18 protein-coding genes and 2 tRNA genes are annotated in these 18,268 nt (G+C 63.0%); 8 read left to right on the forward strand and 12 right to left on the reverse strand.

Going from position 1 to position 18,268, the window contains the following annotated elements; all coding sequences use genetic code 11:
* The first annotated feature begins 94 nt into the window (after positions 1-94).
* Positions 95-430 (forward strand): hypothetical protein, encoded by a 336-nt coding sequence (locus NTV05_03570; GenBank protein MCX6543476.1) that lies wholly within the window; start codon positions 95-97, stop codon positions 428-430.
* Complete coding sequence (locus NTV05_03575) at positions 390-1,634, forward strand: transposase (GenBank protein ID MCX6543477.1); 1,245 nt, start codon at positions 390-392, stop codon at positions 1,632-1,634. Before NTV05_03570 ends, NTV05_03575 begins: the two co-directional genes overlap by 41 nt.
* A 137-nt stretch (positions 1,635-1,771) precedes the next feature.
* On the opposite strand, the gene NTV05_03580 is transcribed toward NTV05_03575, so the two are convergent.
* Complete coding sequence (locus NTV05_03580) at positions 1,772-2,224, reverse strand: hypothetical protein (GenBank protein ID MCX6543478.1); 453 nt, start codon at positions 2,222-2,224, stop codon at positions 1,772-1,774.
* A gap of 314 nt (positions 2,225-2,538) precedes the next feature.
* Between NTV05_03580 and NTV05_03585 the strand changes: the two genes are divergently transcribed.
* Positions 2,539-3,267, forward strand: a complete 729-nt coding sequence (locus NTV05_03585; GenBank protein MCX6543479.1) for an ankyrin repeat domain-containing protein — start codon at positions 2,539-2,541, stop codon at positions 3,265-3,267.
* Positions 3,268-3,643: 376 nt separating this feature from the next.
* Here NTV05_03585 and NTV05_03590 read toward each other — a convergent pair.
* The 3 genes from NTV05_03590 to NTV05_03600 form a co-directional block, all read right to left on the reverse strand.
* A tRNA-His gene (locus NTV05_03590) sits at positions 3,644-3,718 on the reverse strand.
* A gap of 70 nt (positions 3,719-3,788) precedes the next feature.
* Complete coding sequence (locus NTV05_03595) at positions 3,789-4,238, reverse strand: PIN domain-containing protein (GenBank protein ID MCX6543480.1); 450 nt, start codon at positions 4,236-4,238, stop codon at positions 3,789-3,791.
* Positions 4,235-4,462 carry a CopG family transcriptional regulator gene (locus tag NTV05_03600; GenBank protein MCX6543481.1) on the reverse strand — a complete coding sequence of 76 codons (228 nt, stop codon included), beginning with the start codon at positions 4,460-4,462 and terminating at the stop codon, positions 4,235-4,237. Before NTV05_03600 ends, NTV05_03595 begins: the two co-directional genes overlap by 4 nt.
* A gap of 124 nt (positions 4,463-4,586) precedes the next feature.
* Here NTV05_03600 and NTV05_03605 point away from each other — a divergent pair, with 124 nt between their 5' ends.
* A complete protein-coding gene (locus NTV05_03605) occupies positions 4,587-5,831 on the forward strand; it encodes an MFS transporter (GenBank protein ID MCX6543482.1) in 1,245 nt (414 codons plus the stop codon).
* Here NTV05_03605 and NTV05_03610 read toward each other — a convergent pair.
* On the reverse strand, positions 5,818-6,636 hold the full coding sequence (locus tag NTV05_03610; GenBank protein MCX6543483.1) for a hypothetical protein: 819 nt from the start codon (positions 6,634-6,636) through the stop codon (positions 5,818-5,820). The genes NTV05_03605 and NTV05_03610 overlap by 14 nt on opposite strands.
* Positions 6,637-7,166: 530 nt before the next feature.
* Here NTV05_03610 and NTV05_03615 point away from each other — a divergent pair.
* The 3 genes from NTV05_03615 (at position 7,167) to NTV05_03625 (ending at position 7,853) form a co-directional block, all read left to right on the forward strand.
* Entirely contained in the window at positions 7,167-7,451 is a 285-nt protein-coding gene (locus tag NTV05_03615; GenBank protein MCX6543484.1) for a DUF2442 domain-containing protein, read from the forward strand.
* Positions 7,444-7,704: a DUF4160 domain-containing protein gene (locus NTV05_03620; protein MCX6543485.1), complete on the forward strand. Its 261-nt coding sequence runs from the start codon at positions 7,444-7,446 to the stop codon at positions 7,702-7,704. Before NTV05_03615 ends, NTV05_03620 begins: the two co-directional genes overlap by 8 nt.
* Positions 7,705-7,776: 72 nt before the next feature.
* Positions 7,777-7,853: transfer RNA gene (locus tag NTV05_03625), tRNA-Arg, on the forward strand.
* A gap of 1,125 nt (positions 7,854-8,978) precedes the next feature.
* Here the strand turns inward: NTV05_03625 and NTV05_03630 are convergent.
* From NTV05_03630 to NTV05_03645, 4 genes are all read right to left on the reverse strand, one after another.
* Positions 8,979-9,206, reverse strand: a complete 228-nt coding sequence (locus NTV05_03630; protein ID MCX6543486.1) for a hypothetical protein — start codon at positions 9,204-9,206, stop codon at positions 8,979-8,981.
* A 54-nt stretch (positions 9,207-9,260) separates the two neighbouring features.
* Positions 9,261-9,614 (reverse strand): DUF2971 domain-containing protein, encoded by a 354-nt coding sequence (locus tag NTV05_03635; protein ID MCX6543487.1) that lies wholly within the window; start codon positions 9,612-9,614, stop codon positions 9,261-9,263.
* 231 nt (positions 9,615-9,845) lie between these two features.
* Complete coding sequence (locus tag NTV05_03640) at positions 9,846-10,181, reverse strand: hypothetical protein (protein ID MCX6543488.1); 336 nt, start codon at positions 10,179-10,181, stop codon at positions 9,846-9,848.
* A gap of 36 nt (positions 10,182-10,217) precedes the next feature.
* Positions 10,218-10,409: a hypothetical protein gene (locus NTV05_03645; GenBank protein ID MCX6543489.1), complete on the reverse strand. Its 192-nt coding sequence runs from the start codon at positions 10,407-10,409 to the stop codon at positions 10,218-10,220.
* Between the two features lie 151 nt (positions 10,410-10,560).
* Between NTV05_03645 and NTV05_03650 the strand changes: the two genes are divergently transcribed.
* Positions 10,561-11,079 carry a hypothetical protein gene (locus NTV05_03650; protein ID MCX6543490.1) on the forward strand — a complete coding sequence of 173 codons (519 nt, stop codon included), beginning with the start codon at positions 10,561-10,563 and terminating at the stop codon, positions 11,077-11,079.
* Positions 11,080-11,689: 610 nt separating this feature from the next.
* Here NTV05_03650 and NTV05_03655 read toward each other — a convergent pair.
* The 3 genes from NTV05_03655 to NTV05_03665 all read right to left on the reverse strand — a co-directional run bounded on the left by NTV05_03655 (position 11,690) and on the right by NTV05_03665 (position 18,176).
* Complete coding sequence (locus NTV05_03655; GenBank protein MCX6543491.1) at positions 11,690-14,002, reverse strand: ATP-binding protein; 2,313 nt, start codon at positions 14,000-14,002, stop codon at positions 11,690-11,692.
* Positions 13,999-15,447 carry a metallophosphoesterase gene (locus NTV05_03660; protein ID MCX6543492.1) on the reverse strand — a complete coding sequence of 483 codons (1,449 nt, stop codon included), beginning with the start codon at positions 15,445-15,447 and terminating at the stop codon, positions 13,999-14,001. Before NTV05_03660 ends, NTV05_03655 begins: the two co-directional genes overlap by 4 nt.
* A gap of 1,298 nt (positions 15,448-16,745) precedes the next feature.
* Positions 16,746-18,176 (reverse strand): hypothetical protein, encoded by a 1,431-nt coding sequence (locus NTV05_03665; protein ID MCX6543493.1) that lies wholly within the window; start codon positions 18,174-18,176, stop codon positions 16,746-16,748.
* Between the last annotated feature and the right edge of the window lie 92 nt (positions 18,177-18,268).

Here is an 18,268-nt window from a genome sequence, read left to right on the forward strand (position 1 = left end):
CTTGCCCACCCCCAGTTTTGAGCATCACTGAAAAATGACACGGAAGCGTGCCTGTTGAAACGGCGAGGTATGTGTGTTACATTACACATATACTATGGCTACCCGCGCATCTGAGACCGTGACCGACGTCGAGCGCTGGTTCCGCGAGCAGGCGACCCGGTTGTGGCCGGTGGCGTTGGGCTCGCTGAGCCTGCGGCGCAGTCCGTGCGTCCGGGCGGGGTGCCAGGCGTGCGCCACCGGCGAGCAGCACGCCAGCTATGTGCTGTACGGCCGACACCGGGGTCGGCGCTTTGCGGTGTACGTCCCCGACGACGTGGCAGCGGACGTCCGCCGGGCGCTCGAGAATGGCCGCACGCTGCAAGCGCTCCTCGTGGAGGCGGGACGCCGCTATGCCGAGGCCTGCAAGCGCGACCGCCGCGCGCGGCGGTGAGCCGATCCCGGATGTGGTCGCGGTCGTGGAGGCCGCCGTCCTGGACACGTTCGCCGACTTGCGTCGCCCGGTGCAGCGTAATCTCGCGGTGCTGACGGTGGCGTTTTTGCGCGTGCTCGGCGCGGCGCGCTCTGGGCACGGGCGCCTGTCGTTGGGCGCGCTGTTTCGCGTCCTGCCGACCGAGGGGACGGCCCACGCGCGGGAAAAACGACTGCGGCGGTTTTTGGAGAATCCGCGCCTGGATCCCCGCGGCGTGACCGGCGGCCTGGCGCGCGTCATCTTCGGGCAGCGCGGCGCCGGCGTGTGGCCGGTGGTCCTGGACCAAACGGCGGCGGGCTCCACACAGGCCTTGGTGGCGGGCGTGCCCTTTGCCGGGCGCACCTTGCCGCTGGCCGTCTACACGTTTGACTATCCGTGGCGGGAAGCGGCCGTCGACAGTCAGAATCAACTCGAGCGGGTGTTTCTGCTCGACGTCGAAGCCGCGCTGCCGACCGGCGTCACCGGGGTGTGGATTGGCGACCGCGGCTACGCGCGGGCGGCGTTGCTGCGGCAGGCGTGGCTCGACCAGCGGCGCTACGTCATCCGGGGCCGGGCGGGCACCTGCGTCGAGTGGGCCGGCAAGCGACGCAAACTGGGCGAACTGCCGCCCGGGGTGGGGCACGCGATCCGCTACCGGCACGTGCTGTATCAGGCGCACACGCGGGTCCCCGTCGATGTGATCGCCTTGCACGATCCGGCCTTCAAGGAACCGTGGTGGCTGCTGGTGCCGCCCGACAGTGCAGCGGTGCTCCCCACCGCGCTGGTCGTCCAGCTCTATCGGGAACGCATGCAGGTCGAGCACACATTTCGGGACTTCAAGACCCACCTGGGGTTGCGCGGGCTGGACCTCCGTGTCCATGTCGCGGAACGGACCGGACGCCTCCTGCTCGCCTTCTGTCTGGCCTACGTGCTCGCGATCGCCCTCGGGAGTGAGCCCGAGGCCGCGCCCGCTCGACGCGATCTCGAAATCCTCCGGCGTCGCCCTCGACACGGCACGCGGCGTACGCTCAGCGTCCTATCGCTCGCCATGCAGATGCTGGCGCACCCCCGGTGGCGACACCGCGCCCTCACCGGTCTGCGCCGGCTGATCGATCGGCTCGCGCGTGGCCTGCCCGTGCTTCGGCATCCGCCGCCCACCCTCGACGACCGCCTCGCCCGCGCGTAGCGCCCCGCCAACACGCACCCCTTGCGCTGGGGGTGTCGACCGGGTCCGGCGCCCCGCGTCACAGCACACCACCATCTCCGTGGATACGGACGCCGACCGGCCCTCGACCGCGGTCCCACCACGCAGCCAAACGCGCCTCAACGGAAACTGGGGGTGGGCAAGCCCAGAATCTCGATGGCCTGATTGACCTCTGCCAGATCCCTGAGCAGCAAGTGGAAGCCGGTGAACTGATTGGGAATCACAACCTTGCGGCCCGAGCCCTTGACCACCAAGAAGCCGAACTGGAAGCTGTGCGGTCGGACCGCCACGACATCTGTGGCTGCTAAGGTCCGTCGTCGTAACACAGCAACGAATGTGATACGCCCGTCGTCACTCACGACGATCCGGTGCGGTACGGCCAACATGAACAGCCATGCGATCGTGACGGCGCCAATGAACATCGCACTAACGAACACGGGTGGACCGTCAGGCTCGGACGCCGACACGAGCAAGGTGGCCGGAACGGCCAGCGAGAAGATGACGAACAACCCTAGCCACACCTTGAAGATCGGCGTCAGGTAGAGGTCGTATGTCCGAGGTGTCATCGGCATTTCTGACGCTTCCCTCAGGCGCCTAACATCCAATAACCAACACGCGGGCTTTCCCGGTCCGCCAAGGGAATTGTCCCTAACGGACTGGTGAGAAGCAAGAACATGCTGCGGTCTGGATTGTGACGACGATCACGTCTCCCGCGATCCCCGTCAGCACGTCGATAGAACCATGGGCAGAACTTCTTGCGTCAGTCCGACTCACCGACGATAATCCGGTCGGCAACCGACGACGGCGCCACGTGGCCTGGGCGCCGTTTACATCCGAGTCGTGCGATGGCCCTTTCTGCCTATTGAACGTTCGCCCGACAACGCGCATGCATACTGGAAACACGAGGCCGATCACCTTGCCATTGCCAGTCAGGATAGTCGGGGGGCTGTCGGTACTGGCCACGGCACTTCTGGCGGGTCGGTTGGTCTGGGAACAGACGATCCTGACCTGGCGCAACGGCCCGCAGATGGTCGGCTTCTCGCTGGTGCACGGTTCCTACGCCCCGCTCATCTTTGCGCCCATCGGTTTGCTCTTGTGGATTGCGGTGCTGGTCGCCGTGATTCTGATTGCGTTGGCGCGCCGTCGCCGGATGGCTCGTGCGATGTGGATCGACCTTGGGTGCTCCGCTGTCGTTGCCGGCGTTCTCGCAGTGCCGTACGGTACGTGGCAACGGTTGTTTGTCGGTCACCTTGCGAGCGGACCACACGCGGGTCGTTTCCTGACGGCCGCGGCCGGTGGTGGCGATCTCCGTCTGGTTCGTGCGCTCATGTCACATGGCGTCCGAGTGGACGCCACCGACTATTACGGACAGACTGGCCTTCATACTGCTGCATCGGGAGACCATTTGGACGTCCTGGCTTTCTTGGTAGAGCACGGCGTCACCCTCGATAAATTAGATCGTTACGGAGATTCAGCCTTGGAGAAAGCTGCGGAGCAGGGAGCGACTCAGGCCGCTCGCTTTCTCGAGCTACAGGGCGCCCATCTGGTTCGAGGAACGGCGGCCCGGCATGAGAAGGTCGTCGATGAGATGGTGCGAGAAGCGATGAGCAAGTAGGTCGGCTACTACGGGGCTGCACCATAATTGACCTCTGAAGCAGCAAGGACTCACTTCGCAGTGCAGGGGGCTTGAGGCGCCGCGAGGGGGTCGAGTGTGCGCATTTCGGCCATCGTGATCGCCCGTTCCAGGCATCGCAATCGGGGTCCCAGTTGGGACACGCCGATCCCAAGATGACCCGTCGCTACCTGAATCTTGGGGACGAATCCCTGATGACGGCGGTGAACCGGATGAAGGACCCCACAGAGACGCAGACGCCGGCGGAAGCGATTCCCGATCAGTCAGAAGATTCACATTCCTTGCACAGTCCAGCCGAAAGCGAGCCGGACACCCAGTCCGGTCCTACGGAGAATCCGCTAGTTTCTTAGGGAAGTTGTGGGGTGGGTAACGGGGTTCGAACCCGCGACTTCCGGAGCCACAGTCCGGCGCTCTACCGCTGAGCTATACCCACCGTGCGGAGAAGATCCAGTGTAGCAAACGCGGTCGGGATGCCGCAATCAATGACGGGGCGGGGCGTCTGGCTACTCCGCCGCCGAGAGCACGACGAGGTCGCGGGCGGTAGCGCCACGCACGGCTCGGATGGGAATGCTGCGATCGAAGGTCGCCAGCCGGCCGCCGTGCGCGCGAGCGACGGCGAGCAGGTAGGCGTCCGTGATCTGGCGGTAACCGGCGAGGCAAGCCACGTCGAACACCTTGCGGTCTCGGAGCGACGGGCCGTCAGGCCAGAACTGATGTCCGCCGCTGGCGCAGAAGCGGCGCAATCGCTCCACCATTTCTGCGGCGCGCACGTCCGGCGCCCCGTAGGCTGGATTCGCCACGACCCGGACCAGTCCGTTCTCGGTTATCGGGCACGTTGCCCAACCCGCCCGGGCGTTGTCGGCAAACCAGTCGTGGGCGATGTCGTGATGGACGTGGTCAGGGTCGAACAGTGCGACCAGCACATTCACGTCGAGCAGCCACGCGTTGCTCACGCGTCATCCCTCAGACTGTTCACCAGCTTCATCGTCGGCCGTTCCCGACCCGCTGGCCGGCGTGCCAGCAACGGCACTCCGTTGCGTTCCCTCGCAGCGCGCGGGCGCGCCATCCCGCGACGCGCCAGATCCGACAGCATCTGGCCGGCGGTCGTGTGATGCGCGCTCGCCAACTCCTTGGCCGCCTGTAGCACATCTTCGTCGATGTCGAGCGTCGTTCTCATGGGGCAAGCATCTCGCATCACGCATCAGATGTCAAACTTCGTTCTCCGGCCGCCGTTCTGTTTGTGCTGACGACGCTGGAGATCAACGCCGGCCACGTAAGCCCAGGTATATGATGCCCGGACCATGCTCATGAGCGGCCCCCAATCCACCGACGTGCCTCGTGTTGCGCCTCATCCCTGGGTGTGGGCCGTTCTGTACTTTCCGCTCGGCATGGCCATCGGGTATCCATCGGTGGCGCTCGGTTATCTGGGAAGCCGGGCCGGGCTCAATGTCGACGCGGTTGCCACCATCGTCGGAATGACGTTTGTCGCGAGCGGCTGGAAGTTTCTGTGGGCGCCTGTTGGCGACTACACCTTGTCGCGCAAGACCTGGTACGTGATTGCCGTGTCGCTCGTCGCGGTCGGCCTGGTCGCGTTGACCGTCGTTCCCGTGTCCTCGAAGACAACCGGGCTGCTTTCGACGCTCACGCTGATGACGACGGTGGCGGCGACGTTCATCGCGTTTGCGACTGAAGGCCTGATGGCGCACAACACGCCAGTGGCCGCGCGCGGGCGAGCGGCGGGCTGGTTTCAATCGGGCAACCAGTTCGGCCAGACGGCGGGTGGCGGGATCGGCTTGTGGTTCGTCGTGCACGCGCCCTCGACGTGGATGGCTGGCCTGGCGCTTGCGGCCATCGTGCTGGCGTGCGCGCTCCCGCTCCTGCGTCTCGAAGAGCCACCTCGTGCGCTTGGCGGCGCGTCGGTTGGCAGTCGCGTGCGGGACGCGTGGCAGGAACTGGCGTCAGTGCTTCGGGCACGCGCCGGGCGGCTGGCGCTCATCCTGGCGATTCTGCCGATCGGCACCGGTGCGGCGATGTTCCTGTTCAGTGCGATTGGCGACGAGTTCCACGCCTCAGCCGACGTCGTGTCGGGCGTGCTTGGCCTGGGCGGCGGCGTGGCGATCGTGTTGGGCTGTATTGCTGGCGGCCGCCTGGCCGATCGAGTGGCGAAGCCCACGGCGTACGCCGTATCGTGCGGGCTTGGCCTGGTCGCGTGCGTGGTGATCGCCTGGTCGCCGCGATCGTCGGAGGGCTACGCCTTCTCGACGCTGTTCTACACCTTCACGCTGGGGATGGTCTCGGCGTCGTTCACCGGGCTCGTGCTGGCCATCATTGGCGACACCGCGGCGGCCACCAAGATCAATCTCTTCTTCGCGCTCAACACGTTGTTCAGCCTGGGCATGCTGCGGCTGGTCGGACGGGTGCACGATGCCTCGTCCACCAATGCGATGCTGTACACCGAAGCGCTGATCGGCGTGGCTGCCCTGGTGCTGTTCGTCGCGCTCTCGCGGTATGTGCGGGGCGGGGACGTGGCTCCTATCGCTTCTTGATGGACATCGGGCCGTTCGTGGTCGCGACGCGAACAGGCGCTCCGCCCGAGCCAATCGGGGTCTTGATCGAACGCGTCCGCGAGTTGGGAAGTTCCCCCTGTATCGTGACTGGAATGTCCACCCGGAATGGGCCGTTGACGGTTCGCGCCTCGAGCTGGGCCGAGTAGCCGTCCGGCACGGCGACCGAGACCGGGCCGTTCTGGGTCTGGGCATCAAGGCCCTCACCGTCCCACGACGTTCCCGCCAGCACAATGCTGAGCGGTCCGTTCGTGGTTCGCGCGCGGACGTTGCCTCCGAGCTCGGTGAGCGACATCGGACCGTTTGTTGTCGTCGCCTCGATTTGGCCGCTGATGCCCGTAATCCCGACCGGGCCGTTGAGGGCTTTGATTTCGACGTCGCTGTGGCGGGGTGCGGACAACACGAAGCTCACCGACCAGGACCGGCCGCTCTTGGAGGCCGGGCCATCAGCCCTGAGCGCGCCGCTGCTGGTGCCGACGACGATCTGGCCGGCGATATCACGGGCTGTGACTTCACTGTCGGCCTGGATCTGAATTCGGGCGCTGCCAGCGACCGTCGCCTGGTCCCAGCCCGTCAGCTGGACCCCGCCGTTTGGCTGGGCGTCCACATGAAGGGAGCCTCCTCCCGGCAAATTGACCGGTCGCACCTCACAGTGGCGGAACTGCCCGCCCTGCTGCTCCTTGCACTGGGCGAGCCAGTCGGCGTCGCTCTGCTGGGCAACAGCCGCAGAGCCTGTCAGCGACATACCAGCGACCATCGTCGCTGCAAGCATCCATTTCGTGCGCATTGATCTATCTCCTTCTTTCCGATGTGAGGATTGTTCCGCGACCAGCACGCGTTGCCTGGCGGGCCGTGTTCGGCCCTCCGGGTTCTCGTCGGAGGCGCCGCTGAAACTATGACGAGATCGAACCGCGGTGCGTTGCCCGGACGTTCGTGCTTTTGTGGTGCTGGCGCTGAGCAGGGTCCGCTTGGCACGCCTGGGATCGCCCCCCCTCGACCCTTCGGTGAACTCAGGGTCGTCCCGAGCGTGGCCGAGGGGCGACTTTGCTCGGGGCGTCCTGAGCAACGCCAAAGGCCGGGCTCCCCGACTTCGCCCTTTGGGCTGCGCCGAGGTCTCGCCGTAGCGCTTCGCGCGGAGGCGGACAGCCCGGCAGACGGTCCGATTGGGTGTACTCGTCGTAGAATGATGGGAGTCAGCCACGCGCCCCTAGCTCAGCCGGATAGAGCACCGGCCTGCTAAGCCGTGGGCCGCTCCGGTTTCTGGTTCGCGGGAACGACAGCTCGGGCGCAGGACTTGCGATGGAGGCGAGAGACGGCATGAATCGGATCACTCGCGTTACGCCGTTGCCCGGGTACCAACTCCGCCTGGTCTTCGACAATGGAATCGAAGGCGTGGCGGATCTTTCCGGCCTGGTCGGCTGCGGCGTTTTTGCCGCCTTGGCCCAGGATACCGCCTTCGACAATGTCCAGATTGGCATGAGCGGGGAGTTGGTGTGGCCGAACGGGCTGGATCTGTGCGCGGACTCGCTGTACTTGCGCATCACAGGTCAATCGCCTGCCGACGTGTTTCCGTCGCTGAGGCGCGAGGCGAAGATTGCCTGAGATCTGCCGCTTCTACGGGATCGTGATCAAGATGTTCTGGGACGATCACGAGCCGCCTCATTTTCACGCCGAATATGGCGAGCACGTGGCCATCGTCGACATCCAGTCGCTTGCTGTCATCGATGGCTGGTTGCCGTCGCGAGCCCTCGGGTTGACGGTGGAGTGGGCATCTGCGCGGCGCGACCAGTTGCTCGGGCTGTGGATCCGGGCCCGGGCGCTGGAACCACTGGAACGCTTGGCTCCGCTCGACTGAAGCTGACTAAGTCTGAACGGGTCGAGTGTGCGCCGGCCCGATGCTCGTCGTAGAATCGTGAGAGTTAGCCACGCGCCCGTAGCTCAGCTGGATAGAGCACCGGCCTTCTAAGCCGGGGGTCCCGCGTTCGAGTCGCGGCGGGCGCGCCAGTTCAGGCCAGATTCCGCAGATTGCCTTTGTGGCCTCCGAGTTCGGGCCATCTTCCCGCGCACTCGGGACCGGTCACCCTCTAGCTCGGTGAAATACTTCGTGGCTTTTCTTTCGGGATTCGAGGTAATCGTGATGACGCACGATGACTCGAAACCCGCCAACCACCGGCCCAAGCGAGATCCGCAGCCTTCGGTCGAGGCTGCAGCTTTCGCAACCGCAGTTCGCAGCCTTGCTCGGCGTTTCGGCGGAAACGTACCGGACTTGGGACTCAGGCCGGAGGGTCGTGCCCGAGACCTGGTTGGCCAACGCCAGAGAATTGGCCGCAGCCAAGGACCCGTGTCGCCACTGGTCGCTGCAGCAACTCGCAACCGAACTCGGCGTCCACGTTCGCACATTGCGAGATGCCGCACGAAGTGGGCGCCTTGACGTGACGTACGAGAATAAGGTCGTATTCCGGAACCCGGTTCCGAGGTCAACGATCGCGGCTGGTCGGGCGTTCATGGAGCGGTACTACAGACAGTCATACTCTCGATTTGCGGCGAAGCCACGGCCTCCTGAACGCATTTGTGTGCCGTCAGACTGGGCTCGGCAGCTACTGCGCGTCCGGCGCGAACTCCGGCTCACCCAGGGGCAGCTGGCGAAACAGATCGGGGCCGCTGGCAAGGCTGTCGTATATCAATGGGAGTCGAGCAAGAGGACCCCGTCACCCGTCTTCTGGGAACGGATCCTTCGCCTGGAACACAGGCGTGCCAGCCAGGCATCGCGACGGTAAAGCGGTGGCTCAACGTCGTCACAATAACCCCGGCATTTGGCCTGACCTCTCCCCAGAAAACCCCAGCACATTGAGACCGCCGACTTCCCGTGGTCTCGGAAGCGCGTGATCGCCAATTGCTCAGCTTCGTGGTAATAGCGTAGTCGGTTGACACTGCGGCGTTTATCGCGAGCAACCACGGATCGGAGGCGCCATGCGACAGCCGCAAAATTGATATTGGTCGCTCGGCACGTCTCGACGACACAGGCCGTGAGGACCACAATGGCCACAGCCATGACTTCGGCCGGCGTCCGCTCCACACGTTGATGCCTACGAGATCGGAGCCGCACTGGCAGCACGCGCAGACCGCGATCTACGTCACAGGGAAGGCGGGACCGGCGACGATCTTGAGCGGCCGCAGCGACAACCGCGCTCTGCGGATGACCGGTGGTTCCGCGTACGACGCGACCGCAGATATGACCTCATCCACCGGCGTGGCGCACCTCACGCCAGGAATCACCTCGCGGAGCTTCAATGGGTCGGCGAAGTCCGCATAATAGAACGTCCCGTCGGGGTCCTCGAGCGCTGCGTAGATCCGCATTTCGTCCTCGTACTTCCACGGCGCGAATTTCGAGAACAGCCAGTGGCGCGCGAGTTACTCGTTCAGTTGGCCGCGTCTCTCGACAACTTTCGACCGCGTGATGTAATTCACGCGTTTTGCGTGTCTCCGCGTCACGTCGAAACCGAGACAGATGCCGCGGTGCTTGTCCGCGTAATGCGCCCATAGCAGCGCGTTGTTCCAGCTTCGGCAGAAGCAAAGCGCGCCAAAGCGCTCGTTCATTTGAGCGACGCACGCGTCGAGGTCGGGCTGGTCGGCTGCGTTCTTCACCTGCACCGACATCAGCTCCATCGGGTCGTTCATGTCGGCGAGCTGGGAAATCTTGATCCGGCGCCGGCAGATGTCGTCGAGCGCCCATTTCGCCTCGAGGAACTTGTAGAGTCGCGGCATCGAAGCAGTGTAGATGCAAACGAGGTCGATTTCGACCTTGGTTTGATACACTCATAAATCGCCTAGCGGAACCGGCGGCAAGGAGATAGCGGCATGGCCCTGACCAAGGCCGAGATCGAGGCTGTGTTGGAAGCGAAGCGCGATGCGGCACAGGCGTTCGAACAGGCGCGCCACCTCGTCGAACCAGAGACCGTGCGGATGCTCCGGGAACAACACGAGCGAATGCGCGATCTAGTTGATCCGCCCGCGCTGAGGGCGCTCCGGGAGCACGAGGAGCAGGTGCGGAATCTGATCGACCCCCCGGCCATCCGGGCGCTCATCGAGCAGCAAGGGCGGATGAAGAATGTCATCGACGCCGCGATGCTCGCACTGGCGGACCAGCGACATGCGATTGCGGTTGCCTTCGATAGTCCTGCGATTCGAGGGATTGTCGAACAGAGCATGAGCATCAATCGCAAGATGGACGAAATGGCGGCTCTGTTTCCTACGTTCGCGCCGATCATACCGCTCGAACTCGCCAACGAAACACTGTCGCGCTCGATGTTCGGCGGCGAGTTCGTGGAGCAAATGCGGCGGATCTCCGCCGAGCACGACATCTCGAGGTCATTCAGCGAGTCGGTCGTTGAGACGCTCGGCCGCATCAAGGGCCTCGGCCCGTACCCGGACGTCCGGATGCTCGCCGAGACGTTCCGCGGCGCCATCGCCGATCGCCTGCACACGATCGGCGATCCGGCCTTCGTGAAGGTCGACGTCGACGCGCTCGCGAGCCCCGCGCGCATGGCGGCGCGGCGTCATCCATCCGGCGGAGCTCAAGCTCGGCACGATTCGCCTGAACAAATCCTATGCGCGATTCGCCGCGTCGGCTGCCGTCGCGCCGGACAGCATCATCGAAGCGCCATTCACGGCGAAGATCCCGGCGCTCGCCGTCTACTCCCACGCCCGCCTCATGCGCTCGATCACGACGCACGGTCCGGACGAACCCATCATCGAAATCTGGGGCGAGGTTCAGGCCGAGACGACGGAAACCATCGAAGCGATTCTGCCCCTTGTGAACCCGGCGCTACTCACGTCCTGGAGGGGAGGACTGGCGACTGTCCACCGCCGCGGCGAAGACTGGGTGCGGCAGGCGTCGGCGTCGCTCCGTTACGTCCTCGTCACGACGCTCGACACCATCGCGCCAAAGGCCAAGGTGCTCGCCGACGGCGTCGACAGGAAGTACCTCTCGGGTAAAGGCGAACCTACGCGGTCCGCGCAGGTTCATTGGCTCTGCAGGTCGCTGAAGAACAAGACATACCGCGAGATGATGGTGTCGGAGCTAGAGTCCGCGATCGAAGCCATCGACACGATGTCTGAGGCCGTGCACCGCGACGACTACCCGGAGATCGAACAGGCGTTTGACAGGATCTGCGTCCGGGCTTCCGTCGCCCTGCGGGACCTCCTCGAGATCTTCAAGATCCGCAATTAGACGACAGGCACGTCTGCTTGGCGCTGCGCGGCCGGCGAGAAGTTCATCGCGACCCACTACCGGAGATTCGCCTGGCAGTAGGAGGGTCCGTTGCCGCTCGTAGCGGTCTCAGACGATTACGATGAGCAGCCCACGAATCTTCATCGTCAATTGCGACTGACCCAAGGAGCGTTGGCGCAACGCATTGGCGCTGCCGGCGAGGCCGTCGTGTACCAGTGGGAGTCGAGAAGAAGAACGCCACCATCACAGGTTCTTTGGCAACGAGTCCTGCTGCTACAACGCGGCGGTGCGCAACCAGGCCGCGATGTGCGCCGCCGACGCATCGTCGCCCGGAGGAACGCAGAAGCACACCAGGGCCAAACCGTCGGATACCGCCGCACGTTGGCAAGTTGCACCATGACTCGAGTTCGTGAGCGCGAATGTCTGGTGCGCAGCCATCGATCAACACTGCTGCGATTGTCGTTGGTCATCAACGGTTGTTGCCCCCGCAGTTAGTCGCCAGCGGGCAAATTGCGGCATCGTCGGCCGCTGCCGGCGTCAAACGCGAGACTTGTGCGAAAGCGACTTTGGCCGCTCGTCCCGAAACGAGCCGACTTGTAGACGTGGGACTCTACGGAATCGTGTCGAAGCGAACGTAGAACTCCTTCGCGCCATCGGTGATTTGGAACGCCGGCTCAAGCACTTTCGGCACTGGAACGAAGACGCGGTCTCTTGTCACGATGGTCGTTGTCGGAACCATCGTTCCGCCGGTGGTCTGCGCTTCCAGCGGCTCTTTCAACTTGATGTCGTAGTAGAGACTCAAATCGCCGGTCGCGCCCGTAAATACGTAAATCACGCGGTGGGAGCCCCACATCAGCTTGGTGCTGTGCGGTTCGCGCAGAAACTCGCCCTCGCTCTTTGCCAGCCGGTCGGAAAGCGCGAGAAACATTCGGAATCCGTTCAGCTTTGAGTGCTCGGCCGCGACCGTCAGAACCTTCATAGCACTCGTCATATTAGGTCGTAGAATGGGCGGTGCGGCCTCGTACTTGTTGACGGCTGGAGCCTCGCTGGGCAACCCAATGATGTCCGGCAGTTCCTCTTCGACGGTGCCGACTTGTTCCTTGCGCACCTCCTGGCGCTGTCCCGCGCCGCGTCCCCCGGACGATCTGAGGACTTGCTCGAGGTCCGTCTTCCCGGCGAGGTAGTCCGCAAGAAGCGATTCAATTGCCCCGAACTCGCTTTGTTCATACCGGAACAACTCCTCGTTCTCCTTGAGGCGGCGGTACAACGCGTCACGGCCCTGTCTTGTCGAAGACGGAACATGATCCCGAATGTCCGGGTAGAGCTGTTGCCGGACGAAGTCCACTACAAAACCATGAAAAACCTCGCGCGCCGTCTTGTACGATTCCACAACCATGCGCACCGCCGGGATGTCGCGGGCGATAGAGATGTGCAGGACATCGCCCTTCTTCTCGATGTGAAAGGCTACGCCGTGGCTGATCGACGCGAGAGCCGCATCAATGTCCGGCATGAAATATTCATCTAGCAACACGCCACGCAACTTCACCAAGAACATCGCTTCATCTAACGTGAGTTGACTGGAGGGAATGCGATCGACAATCGTCTGCTCCGGTACCTCCGGGATCATTGACAGTTCCTTGAGATAGCGAAGCTGGAGCTTGCGCCTCGGGTTCGTTTGACTCACGTGAAACAGGTTGGCCTGTTCACTCGCGAAACGTCGCAAGATGGTTGCGTCATTTCCGGAATAGAAGTGCTTCGCCTTGAATGGTTCATACTCTGCGACTTCGCCTAACAACACCTCTTTATCGCCGGCGGGCAGGATGGCTAGCGCTACATTCTTCGCGAGCTGGATAAGTCCCTGCGAGAGGATGTATTGCTGAAATTGCTGGTTCTGATCTGCCGCCGAGGTTTCGGCGAGGTCCCTCGACGCTTCGGCCTCCATCAGCGAGACGAGATTTGCGACGTGTTGGATGCTCTCGCGGCTGAGGGCTTCGCGACCTGCCGTCGGGTGAAGAATGTTGAGATTGACGAAGCCGCCGAACTCGTAGGCGCCGGAGACGGGAATCGGAGCAAGCCCGAACAAGTTGCGAAAGCCCAAGGTCTGCCCGCCCTGCTGGACGAAGAGGACCTCTCCGGACAGCGGATTGCCACCTAGCGTGATTCCGTCGAGCCGCGCGAGCACCCGCGCCTGCGGGTTGACGAATGTCCGAAGCGTACCGACGAACTCACCGCGGGAGACTGGCCTTGATGAGATCTCCGTGAAGCCGGCAGCCTTGTTTCCAAGAGCGTCCTGAAAATGGTCCTGGCTGATCAACTGGCCGTTAAGAAACACGGGAACCGGAAGGAACCGCACGTACTGCCTAAGATACTCGCGTGCCTCCGGTTCACCGACGGAAAAGGACGGATCCAGGTCCGCCTCGACGATCGTTCCCGGCTCGCGGTTATCAGTCAGGCGGTCAAGGTCGATGCAATTCTGCGCGATGCGCAAGTCCGCCCGCTTTGCCGAACTGACCAGCGTGACATCGGAATCAATGTGGCGGGTTTCGACTCGTAGGGCGGTAGAAACCCCGAAGTTAGCCATCGCTCCAATGCCGAATGTCCCTATGACCCCTGACCGTTGTGCCAGATCGGATGTCTTCCCGCTTGAGCCTGCCTTCCAGAAGTTATTTCTGAGGATCTCGTCGGTCATGCCAATGCCGTCATCTCGGACAGTGAGCCGCGCCTTCTCGACGGTGACGTCGATTCTGCGTTCCGCAATGGACAGTTGCTGAGCGGTGCAGCGCATCAGGATCGCGTCATAAGCGTTCTGAACGTTCTCGCGCAGAAACGCCTTCGGCGAGTCGTAGATTTCCGAGGAGAGAATCTGGAGGATTCGATCCGTCTGTACATCAAACGCGATGAGTTCTCTGGCTTGCTGGTTCATCTCGTCAGCCTCATCGAGTACTTCTGTCGCATCTCAATGACCGAGAGGTCAGTAGCCTCCACGACTAGTGGAAGCAATAACACCTCGCCCAGGCGGTCACGGCGTCCCTCCGCCCATAATGCATCAATGACATGGATAGCCTCTGCCACACTTGTCGGAGGATCGAAGCTGGCGATCAATGCCGGCATGTCTTTCAGTCTCAAGAGGGAGTCGAGTAACAAGGGCCGCGCGAGGTCATCCAGCGCAGCCAGCGGGGCGAGAGCATCTGCGGCCTCACGGTAATCCCCGAGGTCGTATAATCGCTGCGCATCGATCAGAGCCGCCGTGTTCTCGTTGCGGTGAACGGCCGGCGCGGGCGGCGGCTCGAACTTGAAGTCGCAATAGGTCTTGGTGTTCGGAGGGAGAGCGCGGCGACCCCAGATGGGCAGGCTAAGGTTGTCATTCTGCATCTCGCGGACGTGAAGCCGGCCTTCCCTAGTTTCAGTGTCAAGTTCGACGATGTTATAGGAACGGCCGTGTCGGACAGACGCGCTGCCGCAGAGCGTGCCGGCACTGATCACCGTAATTGTTCGGTTCGTCCCGTGTCGGAACCGTGTCTCGAGGAACTGCGGCCGGTGCTGGTGGCCGTGAAAGCCAAGACTGAACCCGCGATCGATGAGGTTCTGTACCAAGTCCGGGTCCATGTAGTCGGAATGCGCCGGCAGCCCTTCGGCGTTGTGGTGCCAGACGGCGATGCGCAGCCGATTGTTTAACGAAGAATGCCGTAGCCTCATTCCCGCGTCCGCGATGCAGCTAGGGTGAATGGCGCCTTGCTTGTTAAACAGATCATTGTTGTGGCAGCTCGAGAAGCCAACCACGGTCACGTCGAGCCCAGGGAAATCGAATAAGTCGAGCTGTCGTTCAGGGGCGATGTCGTAGGTGCGCGCGCCGCCATAGAACGTCGCATAGAACTCTGCGAAGGCGCCAAGCCGCTGCTCGTACAACTGCTGATCGGCGATCTCGTAAAGCTCGAACCCAGACCAGGACCAGCGCAACGGCGAGCCCGGCGAGAAGAGCTGCGTCACTAAGCCTTTCTTGCGATCTGGAAGGATGTCAACACGCCGAAGGCTCTTCTCGAAGTGATAGGCGCTCACGTCGTGATTGCCGGGCACGACGATGACGCGGTTGCGGTCTCCTCCGACGAAACGATCGGTGAGCTGGCCCAGATAGTCCAGTGCCTCCTGGTACTGACTCCGGAGTGCCTTCTCCGGGTCACGCGCATCGGGAGTGATGCCTTGAATGATGTCCCCGCTGACGATGACGAGGTCGGGGGGGCGCGCCATCGGTGTTTCTTCAACGGCGTATCGCCGGCGATCGTTCTCAAGAGATTCCAGAAGCACGTCGTTTCGGATCGGGTTGGCCGGATCGCGATGCAAATCGGAGATATGGAGCACGCTCAGCTTCATCAGTTGTGCCTAGCTAGGTCTACGTGCGGCAGCCTACGAGCGTCTTGACCGAAGTTGTTCGACGCGACGACCTTGGCGCGCTGGCTGCCCAAACGTTGGCCCCAGCGGGGTAGGCCGACTTGCTTGCCGCGGTGTCAGTATAGCCAAGGTCGACGCCTCCCGATCTAGTTCTAGTCGGAGCGGCTTTGTGCCGTCACCGTTGGCCTGGGATGAACCGGCCGAACGCCGGGCGACCCATCCTAATCAATATGAGGCAATCGACGACCGGAGCGTCGCGCCGAGGGCACGGTGTGCATTAGAGACACATCCCGAGTACCCGCCGAGCATTCACGTGAGCTTCCTCGTCCCGAGCGCCCGTAGCTCAGTTGGATAGTCTGAAGGCGCCCCCGGAGCTTCTAAGCCGGGGGCCCCGCGTTCGAGTCCCGGCGGGGCGCCAGTTTCCACATTTCGCCGCAGTCGCCGACCCGGTCCACAAACCGCCGCGACAAACGGCGGGGAGCCGCGACCGGTCGCAACGTGCCAACTGAAATGCCTATCTCGATTTCTGGCCGTTCTTGACGCGTGCCGATCGTCGCCCGCGCATCGCTCTCTGTTCGCTTCCCATGTGTCGCGCGTGAATGGCATCGTTACCAACGATGCGAGCCGAACCGGCATCGATGAGCCCGTCGGTGCTGAGTGCGACCCGAACACGCCTCAATCTTCCGCAAGCCGCATGCGCCGCTGCGCTTCGCGTCGCGGTCGAAACATCTCCCACCTAGGATGTGGCCGACGGCCCCCGGAAGCCGCCGTCGCGCGCCGCGCAAAGACGTTGACGCTAGACCGGCCACCGCATCCGCGGTTGCCCCTGCACCTCCTGGCCAACTAACTCCAGGTGCATCTGTAGACCTTGAGTGCTGCGGCGCATGGCGGGCGCCTCGCTGCGACGTCCGGCCCGCGACGGTATTTCGAGAGGCTCACCGCTACGGCGACGCGAGAGGCGGGAGCACGATTCATGGCGACGTCGTATCGACGGACCTATGGGTGCGGCCGGGGCCAACTCGTGACTGTCGGTCGCTTGACCGTGCCGCCGAATTACGCAGCCACCCGCGTGGGCCTGCGGCACCGGCGCGGCCTCAGTCAACAGCAGCCGGCCGCCAGGGTTGGCGCGGCCAGCAAGCCGCTGGTCTGCCAGTCGGGAAGGGGCAAGCGATAACCGTTGCCGGTGTTCTGGAACCGGATTGGGCGCCTTCTGCGCTACACGCCCTCGATATCACCTCGCTGACCGGGACTCTGTCACAACAATATGGTGCGTCGTATTCTCAATTCAACCACACCTCAGCAATCAGGTCGCTTACCTCGCGGTCCAATGACGACCGTCTGTTCTGCCGCACGAGATCTAGCCAACGCAGAATGGTCTCGTCTTCCAGCGGGAGAATCAGGCCGCGGTCGTCCCGAAACGTGTCCCGGCATCGCATTATGAACCGATCTCGATCCTCGAACTGGCGACAGCAAAGGAACCCCACCTTTCCGCGTTCCCGCGAAAACCGCCCGGATAACTGATCGATCTCGGGATTGCCTACCTCCCGACTGTAGTTCTTACATTCGAAAGACACGTGCGCGGCAGGGTAGTGGCGAATCATCGCGAGGTCGGCGAACGGTCCACTCCTAGCGCTGTTCTCCATGACGATATCGATCCGCTTTCGACCCTCGTGAATCTCGAGCTCCTTACGCGGGTACACCAGTCTTGGAAAATACAAGAACTCGACAGCTCCGATCATGAAGTTGTGATATTCCGTTGCATGGTCATTCCCGGGCGCGATCGTTGGAAGTGCCGCAGCGAGTGCGCCCGCGATCGTGGTCTCATCGACAGGATCGACCTCGGCTCGACGATCTCTCCGCTCGACGTGCGAGAGGTCCTCACGGTAGCGGGCCAGCACTTCAGGATGGGCGCGGGAGAATTCGTACAGAAACCCTTTCGAATATGGGAAGTCGCGTTTGAGGTCCTTCTTCCGGACTACGCGACGACCGTTTCTTAGGGTCTGGACGAGAGCTGACGCCGCGGTGAGCGCCTCGGCCTGAAGAAACTCAAGCACGTACTTGGTGTAGTAGTCGCCGGCTTCATACGCCGGGTCGTACCGGACCAAGACCTTTGGAACGAGCAGGATTGGTGCGCCTCTCCAGACAGGTAGATCGAGATACCGAGCTTCCCAGTCCCCCGTCTCGCGATTGAAGCAGGGCGGGAGGGCGACCGGCCGTACCGGAATGTTGAAGAGCGCACACTGATCTCGCGTGTACTGGGCGAGGTGGCCCCTAATCACGTTCGTGGTCAAGTCAGAAATCTTGTCGCGTGCCACACCCTCAACCATCAGTTCGCATTCCTCGAGGGACCGAAGAAAGCCGGTCTGAACGGCGGTGGAGCCTTGGAGCGCTGCGAGCAATTGCCCCGCCTGCATCGTGCCGATTCCCGCACCCTGCGGACGCCGTCTGGAGTATCCGAGACGAGTCTCGTTTGGTTCGCGCAGCTGAAGGAATAGCGAGTGCGCATTCGCTGTTTGGCCCGCGCGAATGGCATCGACGACTCGCTGAAAAAAGGCGTGTAGCGTTAAGTGGCACTCCTGCGAGAGTGCGTCCAGTCGCTGTGAGATCGCGAATGGGTCCACGAACAATGGCGCGTCTCGCGCGAGATCTACGTCGACGAAATCGAGCTCGGCCTGAGTCTTGCCCAGCCTGAAGGCCTCCGAGACTTTCATGGGTCGGCCGTTTCCGGGGACGCGCTATCATTGCCTCCCTTGCAGTCTGATTCAAGGCTCATCAACCCTGGGCGGGCTCTCGGGGGGAGACA

This window comes from Acidobacteriota bacterium, assembly GCA_026393755.1.
Classification (GTDB): Bacteria; Acidobacteriota; Vicinamibacteria; order Vicinamibacterales; family JAKQTR01; genus JBAXOX01.

Excerpts from the sequence above, each read along its gene's own strand:
- NTV05_03630 (MCX6543486.1), bottom strand. The coding sequence starts at position 9,206 with ATGCGGATCTACGCAGCGCTCGAGGACCCCGACGGGACGTTCTATTAT.
- NTV05_03575 (MCX6543477.1), top strand. The coding sequence starts at position 390 with ATGCCGAGGCCTGCAAGCGCGACCGCCGCGCGCGGCGGTGAGCCGATC.
- NTV05_03570 (MCX6543476.1), top strand. The coding sequence starts at position 95 with ATGGCTACCCGCGCATCTGAGACCGTGACCGACGTCGAGCGCTGGTTC.
- NTV05_03660 (MCX6543492.1), bottom strand. The coding sequence starts at position 15,447 with ATGAAGCTGAGCGTGCTCCATATCTCCGATTTGCATCGCGATCCGGCC.
- NTV05_03655 (MCX6543491.1), bottom strand. The coding sequence starts at position 14,002 with ATGAACCAGCAAGCCAGAGAACTCATCGCGTTTGATGTACAGACGGAT.
- NTV05_03605 (MCX6543482.1), top strand. The coding sequence starts at position 4,587 with ATGCTCATGAGCGGCCCCCAATCCACCGACGTGCCTCGTGTTGCGCCT.
- NTV05_03635 (MCX6543487.1), bottom strand. The coding sequence starts at position 9,614 with ATGCCGCGACTCTACAAGTTCCTCGAGGCGAAATGGGCGCTCGACGAC.
- NTV05_03585 (MCX6543479.1), top strand. The coding sequence starts at position 2,539 with ATGCATACTGGAAACACGAGGCCGATCACCTTGCCATTGCCAGTCAGG.
- NTV05_03645 (MCX6543489.1), bottom strand. The coding sequence starts at position 10,409 with ATGACGCCGCGCCGCCATGCGCGCGGGGCTCGCGAGCGCGTCGACGTC.
- NTV05_03650 (MCX6543490.1), top strand. The coding sequence starts at position 10,561 with ATGCGCTCGATCACGACGCACGGTCCGGACGAACCCATCATCGAAATC.
- NTV05_03610 (MCX6543483.1), bottom strand. The coding sequence starts at position 6,636 with ATGCGCACGAAATGGATGCTTGCAGCGACGATGGTCGCTGGTATGTCG.
- NTV05_03600 (MCX6543481.1), bottom strand. The coding sequence starts at position 4,462 with ATGAGAACGACGCTCGACATCGACGAAGATGTGCTACAGGCGGCCAAG.
- NTV05_03580 (MCX6543478.1), bottom strand. The coding sequence starts at position 2,224 with ATGCCGATGACACCTCGGACATACGACCTCTACCTGACGCCGATCTTC.
- NTV05_03615 (MCX6543484.1), top strand. The coding sequence starts at position 7,167 with ATGAATCGGATCACTCGCGTTACGCCGTTGCCCGGGTACCAACTCCGC.
- NTV05_03665 (MCX6543493.1), bottom strand. The coding sequence starts at position 18,176 with ATGAAAGTCTCGGAGGCCTTCAGGCTGGGCAAGACTCAGGCCGAGCTC.